General features: G+C 64.5%; 7 protein-coding genes. 2 read left to right on the forward strand and 5 right to left on the reverse strand.

The genetic code is table 11. The annotated features are described in order from the left end of the window. Positions 1-40 precede the first annotated feature (40 nt). The 5 genes from ILT44_RS19435 to petA form a co-directional block, all read right to left on the reverse strand. Positions 41-925: an S-methyl-5'-thioadenosine phosphorylase gene (locus tag ILT44_RS19435; protein ID WP_204241271.1), complete on the reverse strand. Its 885-nt coding sequence runs from the start codon at positions 923-925 to the stop codon at positions 41-43. A 97-nt stretch (positions 926-1022) separates the two neighbouring features. Then, the gene (locus ILT44_RS19440; protein ID WP_204241272.1) at positions 1023-1631 is read right to left on the reverse strand and encodes a hypothetical protein; all 609 of its coding nucleotides are present in this window, start codon (positions 1629-1631) and stop codon (positions 1023-1025) included. Between the two features lie 79 nt (positions 1632-1710). Then, the gene (locus ILT44_RS19445) at positions 1711-2595 is read right to left on the reverse strand and encodes a cytochrome c1 (RefSeq protein ID WP_239468383.1); all 885 of its coding nucleotides are present in this window, start codon (positions 2593-2595) and stop codon (positions 1711-1713) included. Positions 2596-2618: 23 nt separating this feature from the next. Beyond that, positions 2619-3899 carry a cytochrome b gene (locus tag ILT44_RS19450; protein WP_204241273.1) on the reverse strand — a complete coding sequence of 427 codons (1281 nt, stop codon included), beginning with the start codon at positions 3897-3899 and terminating at the stop codon, positions 2619-2621. 26 nt (positions 3900-3925) lie between these two features. Next, a complete protein-coding gene (gene petA / locus ILT44_RS19455; protein WP_204241274.1) occupies positions 3926-4474 on the reverse strand; it encodes a ubiquinol-cytochrome c reductase iron-sulfur subunit in 549 nt (182 codons plus the stop codon). Between the two features lie 279 nt (positions 4475-4753). Between petA and ILT44_RS19460 the strand changes: the two genes are divergently transcribed. Further along, on the forward strand, positions 4754-5233 hold the full coding sequence (locus ILT44_RS19460) for a tRNA (cytidine(34)-2'-O)-methyltransferase (protein WP_204241275.1): 480 nt from the start codon (positions 4754-4756) through the stop codon (positions 5231-5233). Between the two features lie 11 nt (positions 5234-5244). Further along, positions 5245-6141 (forward strand): oxygen-dependent coproporphyrinogen oxidase, encoded by an 897-nt coding sequence (hemF, locus tag ILT44_RS19465; RefSeq protein WP_204241276.1) that lies wholly within the window; start codon positions 5245-5247, stop codon positions 6139-6141. Positions 6142-6405 lie beyond the last annotated feature (264 nt).

Below are 6405 nucleotides of genomic sequence, written 5' to 3' on the forward strand. Positions count from 1 at the left end.
AGATGGGTCTGTAATCGCTATGAGCGCAAGATGCCAGCGATCACGCTCCTGAGGGGTTTAGCACCCGGCCCGCCACCGCCTGCAACCTTTTCAGGAGCTCCGGATCGCGGGCGGAGGGCGCCGTCATGATGGCGCCGTCGAGCGCCCGGTCGGAACCCACGGGGCATGGCCCGTGCTCGGACGGAAAATCCTTGGCGACCCGGGCGACCAGGCGGGCGACCTTCGCGGCGTTCTCATGCGCCACGGCGACGACGGAGGCCACGTCCACGTTGTCGTGCTCCGGATGCCAGCAATCGTAGTCCGTCACCATGGCGATGGTGGCATAGGTGATCTCGGCCTCGCGGGCGAGCTTGGCCTCAGGCATGGCCGTCATGCCGATCACGTCATAGCCCAGCTGCTTATAGGTCATCGACTCGGCATAGGTCGAGAATTGCGGCCCCTCGATGCAGACCAGTGTGCCACCGAGAGCGAACGGAATGTCCTCCACGGTAGCGGCATCGGCGATGCGCTGGCGCAGCAGAGGACCGATCGGGTGAGCCATGGGCACATGGGCGACGCAGCCCTGGCCGAAAAAGGAGGTTTCGCGCTTGTGCGTGCGGTCCACATATTGATCGACGAGCACGAAGAAGCCGGGAAAATACTCGTCCTTGAACGAGCCGACGGCGGAGACGGAGATCAGATCGGTGACGCCGGCCCGTTTCATCACGTCGATATTGGCGCGGTAATTGATGTCGGAGGGCGACAGCCGGTGCCCGCGCCCGTGGCGGGGCATAAAGGCGATCCTGGTCCCGCCGATACGCCCGATGCGCAGCACGTCCGAAGGCTCTCCCCAGGGGGAGTGTATGCGCTCCTCGCGCATGTCTTCGAGCCCCGGCAGGTCGTAGACCCCCGATCCGCCGATGATCCCTAGAACCGCCTTCGTCATGTCATCCTCGCTGCCTGGGCTCCGCCCGCTTTGTCATAAACGAGGAGGCGCTCATCCCCAAGCCCAGCCGCCTGCGGATGGAGACGGTTTCGGCCGGTCAGCCCAGCGGGACGCTTGCGAGTTCGTCCCTGACCAAGCAGGGAAACCGGGTCTCCCGAATGATCTTGATCCTCGCCACGGGCGCTCTGATGGAAACGGGGAGGTCCTCGACGCCCTTGACGACGGATCCGGTCACCGGGGCCGAGGTTCGATAGCGGGCCAGCGTCGTGTGGATGAGATCGTAGTGCAGCGGCTCCCGACCCTGCGGCTGAGGGATCTCGCGCACGATCCCGTGCCGGATGGCTTGGATCAGGCCTGTTTCCTCGGTCGCGGTGGCGATGATGGCGGTGTCAGTGACCTTGAGCCGGGAAAAGCGCAGTTCCAAAGCCTGGTGCCCCAAGCAGAGCTCCTCCAGGAGCCCCTGCGATAGTCTAGTAATGCTCTGCCAATAAGCCTCCTTGTCGAAGGAAACCTTCACCGGAACCAGAGCGTAGATGGTCACGTGAAGCCCGTCCTCGGGAACCAGATGGAGCGGTTCGGGCCAGCGTTCGGCAATCGCCCGCTGCACCTCTCCGAAGGCTTCGCGGGTTTCGGGCTCAAGACTCGGCTGAACATGGTAGGCGAGGCAGGGCAGCCCCCAGATATCGTCGGCGATGGTCTGCAGCATGGCCCCCGAGATAGGGCCGCCTCACGGGCGTGTCACCTCAAAAGAAAAAGGCCCCGGAACGGGGCCTTGATCTTCAGCTTTACGGATTGTGCGTCATCGGGGGCGTGGCGTGGCCTTCGACCTCGCCGCCGACCCTGGCCCAGATCTTCTTCTTGGTGAAGTAGAGCAGGCCTGCGAGCACGATCAGGAACAGCATGACCTGGAACCCGAGGCGCTTGCGGGCCTCGAGATGCGGCTCCGCCGTCCAGGTGAGGAAGGCCGTCACATCGCGGGCATACTGGTCAACTGTTTCCGGAGCCTGAGGCTGGCCGGCCTCGTTCTTCGGATACTCGACCTGCCCGTCGCTGAGGGGCTTGGGCATCGCGATCACGTGACCCGGATAGTAGTGGTTGTAATGACCTCCCGCCGGCACTGTGAAGCCCGCCGGTGCCTCTTCATAGCCGTTGAGCAGGGCGACGAGATAATCGGCGCCGTTTTCCGAGTACTGACGGAACACATCGGTGACGAACCAGGGGAAGCCACGCTCGTAGGTGCGGGCCTTGGGCATCAGGGAGAGATCCGGAGGAGCCTTGCCGCCATTGGCCGCCGCAGCCGCGTTCTCGTTCGGGAACGGCGACGGGAAGCGGTCGGCCGCACGGCCGGGACGCTCGAACATGTCGCCGGCGTCGTTCGGGCCGTCCTGAATCTTGTACTCGGCCGCCAGGGCGCGGACCTGGGCCTCGGAGAACTCCGGACCGCCGGGCGCCGACAGGTTGCGGAAGGAGACGTAGCTCAGGCCATGACAGGAGGCGCAGACCTCCCGGTAGACCTTGAAGCCGCGCTGGAGCTGGGCCCGGTCGAAGGTGCCGAACGGTCCCTGGAAGGTCCACTTGAGCTGCGGCGGGACCGGAGTCTCGCCGGCAGCGAAGGCCGGAACGGAGAGGCCGAGAAAGGCCGCAGCGATGAGAAGGGTACGCGTCATCATGATGTTTTCCTCAACGCTCGCGATCAGCCCTTGGACTGCGGCTCGGCATTGGCGCCGGCCGGCATGCCAGCCCCGCCCTTCTGCACGCCCATGACGGATTCGAGGATCGAATTCGGCAGCGGCAGCGGACGCTCGACGAAGCCGAGCACCGGAAGGACGATCAGGAAGTGGGCGAAGTAGTAGACCGTGCAGATCTGGGAGGCGATCACGTACCAGCCTTCGGCCGGGCGGGAACCCAGCCAGCCGAGCACGACGCAGACAGCCACGAAGACCCAGAAGAACTGCTTGTAGAGCGGACGGTAGGCCGTGGAGCGAACCTTCGAGGTGTCGAGCCAGGGCATCAGGCACCAGATCAGGATCGCCGAGACCATGGCGATAACGCCGCCGAGCTTGTCGGGGATGGCGCGCAGGATCGCGTAGAAGGGCAGGAAGTACCATTCCGGCACGATGTGCGAGGGCGTCACGGCCGGGTTCGCCGGGATGTAGTTGTCCGCATGGCCCAGGTAGTTCGGAAGGTAGAATACCCAATAGGCAAAGAAGATCAGGAACACGACAACCGCGAAGATGTCCTTGATCGTGGCATAGGGCGTGAACGGAACCGCGTCCTTGCCCGACTTGATCGGAATGCCGGTCGGGTTGTTCTGGCCCGGCACGTGCAGCGCCCAGACGTGCAGGATCACGACGCCCGCGATCATGAAGGGCAGCAGGTAGTGCAGGGAGAAGAAGCGGTTGAGCGTCGGGTTGCCGACCGAGTAGCCGCCCCAGAGGTAGCTCACGATGGTGTCGCCGACGAGCGGGATCGCCGAGAAGAGGTTGGTGATCACGGTGGCGCCCCAGAAGCTCATCTGGCCCCAGGGAAGCACGTAGCCCATGAAGGCGGTGGCCATCATGAGGAGGAAGATGATCACGCCGAGGATGTAGAGAACCTCGCGCGGCGCCTTGTAGGAGCCGTAATAGAAGTTCCGGAAGATATGGATGTAGACGGCGACGAAGAACATCGACGCGCCGTTGGCGTGCAGGTAGCGGATGAGCCAGCCGTAGTTCACGTCGCGCATGATGTGCTCGACGGACTGGAACGCCATGGCGGCGTTCGGCGTGTAGTACATCGCCAGGAACACGCCGGTCACGATCTGCGACACGAGCATGAACACCAGGATGGCGCCGAAGGTCCAGAAATAGGTCAGGTTCCGCGGCACCGGGAAGGCGATGAACGAGGAGTGGATGAGACCCGCGATCGGAAGGCGGCTCTCGAACCACCGACCGAAGGCGCTCTTGGGAACGTAAGTTGTGGGATGCTGGCTCATGGGTATCGCCTGATCGTCGCTTAGGTTTAAGCCGTAGCTTCTTGGCCGATGATGACCTTCGTGTCAGACGCGAAGGCATAAGGCGGGATCGGCAGATTGATCGGCGCCGGACCGCCGCGGACGCGGCCGGAGGTGTCGAACACCGAGCCGTGGCAGGGGCAGAACCAGCCGTGATACTCACCCTGCTGGCCGAGCGGAACGCAGCCGAGATGGGTGCAGTTGCCGAAAACCACGAGCCACTGATCGTGACCCTGCTTCACGCGGGCCGAGTCGGGCTGCGGATCGCGAAGCGATGCGACGTTCACGTCCTGAGCCGCCTTGATCTCCTCGGGCGTGCGGTGCCGGATGAAGATCAGCTTGCCGCGCCAGAAGACCTTGACGATCTGGCCTGCGGCGATGGGGGTCAGGTCGACCTCGACAGGGGCGCCGGCAGCCACCGTCGCCGCGTCGGGCGCCAGGGACTGGATGAAGGGCCACACCAGAGTGGCCCCGCCGACAGCGGCGGCTGCGCCTGTGGCGATGTAAAGGAAATCGCGCCGTGTCGGCTCAGCGACATGAGTGGTGGTCTCGGCCACTTGGCTCTCCAGCATTGGTCAAAAAACGAGAACCGCGCATCGGCAATGCCTTAAGAACCAAGACATCTGGCACACGAGGTCCAAAATGGAACAAGCATGCGCGGCGACGCGCGCGCAATGCGACTGGGAGTCGCCGCGCGGTGGCTCTTTGGCACGGTCAAGCCCGACTGTCCATAGCCGGATTGGAGTTGTTCCAGCCTGTGGCTCAAAATGCCGCCGACCGGGAAACCTCTTGAGGCGCTCCCTTGACGGCAAGGCGCGTTGCCCCGATGACGGGGCATGCCCCGTCTCGCCATCTACCAGCCGGACATCCCGCAGAACACCGGCACCATGCTGCGCCTGGCGGCCTGCCTCGACGTTCCCGTGGAGATCATCGAACCTGCGGCCTTCGACGTCTCCGACCGGAACCTGCGCCGTTCCGGCATGGACTATCTCAACCATGCGGCGATCACGCGCCATATCTCCTGGCGGGCTTTCGAAGCGTGGCGGCAGGAGAGCAAGGGCCGCCTGATCCTCGCTACCACCAAGGCTGCGACTCCCTATGTCGATTTTGCATACCGCCCCGACGATATCATCCTGGTAGGCCGGGAATCCGCCGGCGTGCCCGACGAGGTTCATCACGCGGCACAGGCCAGGGTCGTCGTTCCCATGCGGACGGGAATGCGCTCCCTCAACGTGGCCGTGACCGCCGCCATGATCCTCGGCGAGGCCCTGCGCCAGACCCATTCGTTTCCACCCCCTGCCCTTCCCGAAACCTGAGGCAAGCCCTGATGACCGACCAAGCAGCCGTCGCGCGCCTGCAAACCGAGGCTCCCATCTGGTTCGCCCTGCTGCGTGACCGGATCTGCGCCGCCTTCGAGACGCTGGAGGATGATGCGACGTCCCCCCTGCCCCCGGAGGCTTCCGAGCCCGGCCGCTTCGAGCGCACGCCGTGGGAGCGCAAGGACCACAATGGCACCCCCGGTGGTGGAGGCGTCATGTCGATGATGCGGGGGCGCGTGTTCGAGAAGGTCGGCGTGCATGTCTCGACGGTGCACGGGGAGTTCGCGCCTGAGTTCCGCGGCCAGATCCCCGGCTCGGACCAGGACCCGCGCTTCTGGGCCGGCGGCATCTCGCTCATCGCCCATCCGTGGAACCCGAATGTTCCCACGGTTCACATGAACACCCGCTTCGTCGTCACCTCGAAGCCCTGGTTCGGCGGCGGGGCCGACCTCACCCCCGTCCTCGACCGGCGGCGAACGCCGGGGGACCCGGACGCAATCCTGTTCCACCAAGCCATGGAGGAGGCCTGCAAAACCCACGCGCCGGAAGGCTCCTACGAGAAGTACAAGACGTGGTGCGACGAATATTTCTTCCTCAAGCACCGCAACGAGCCGCGTGGCATCGGCGGCATCTTCTACGATTATCACTGGACCGGAAACCCGGACGAGGACCTCGCCTTCACCCGCAATGTCGGCGAGGCCTTCCTCAAGGTGTATCCCGAGATCGTCCGCCGCAATGTCACCAAGCCCTGGACCGATGAGGACCGCATCGAGCAGCAGGTGCGGCGCGGGCGCTATGTGGAGTTCAACCTGCTCTACGACCGGGGCACGATCTTCGGCCTGAAGACCGGCGGCAACATCGCCTCGATCCTCTCGTCCATGCCGCCGACGGTGAGGTGGCCCTGAATGAGAATTCGTCATCAGAACCCGCACCGGATCCTCCACGCTGTCATCCCCGCGCAGGCGGGGATCCATAACCACGACCGTCATCGAGAACCCGCGACGGCGGCCTCGCCTTGCTCTGCATCGTCAGCTTTTATGGATCCCGGGCTCTGCTGCGCAGCCCCGGGATGACAGTGTTTCACTCGTCAGACGATCCCGGATCTGCGCTGCGCTTCGTCCGGGATGACGGATGTGTCTGTCAAAGAGCCAGCGCCTTGGGGCCCGCAG

The organism is Microvirga arvi (assembly GCF_016892765.1).
GTDB classification, from domain to species: domain Bacteria; phylum Pseudomonadota; class Alphaproteobacteria; order Rhizobiales; family Beijerinckiaceae; genus Microvirga; species Microvirga arvi.

What these genes read in the sequence shown, in the direction of transcription:
- ILT44_RS19435 (WP_204241271.1), bottom strand. Translation starts at nt 925, where the DNA reads ATGACGAAGGCGGTTCTAGGGATCATCGGCGGATCGGGGGTCTACGAC.
- ILT44_RS19450 (WP_204241273.1), bottom strand. Translation starts at nt 3,899, where the DNA reads ATGAGCCAGCATCCCACAACTTACGTTCCCAAGAGCGCCTTCGGTCGG.
- ILT44_RS19445 (WP_239468383.1), bottom strand. Translation starts at nt 2,595, where the DNA reads ATGATGACGCGTACCCTTCTCATCGCTGCGGCCTTTCTCGGCCTCTCC.
- hemF (WP_204241276.1), top strand. Translation starts at nt 5,245, where the DNA reads ATGACCGACCAAGCAGCCGTCGCGCGCCTGCAAACCGAGGCTCCCATC.
- ILT44_RS19440 (WP_204241272.1), bottom strand. Translation starts at nt 1,631, where the DNA reads ATGCTGCAGACCATCGCCGACGATATCTGGGGGCTGCCCTGCCTCGCC.
- ILT44_RS19460 (WP_204241275.1), top strand. Translation starts at nt 4,754, where the DNA reads ATGCCCCGTCTCGCCATCTACCAGCCGGACATCCCGCAGAACACCGGC.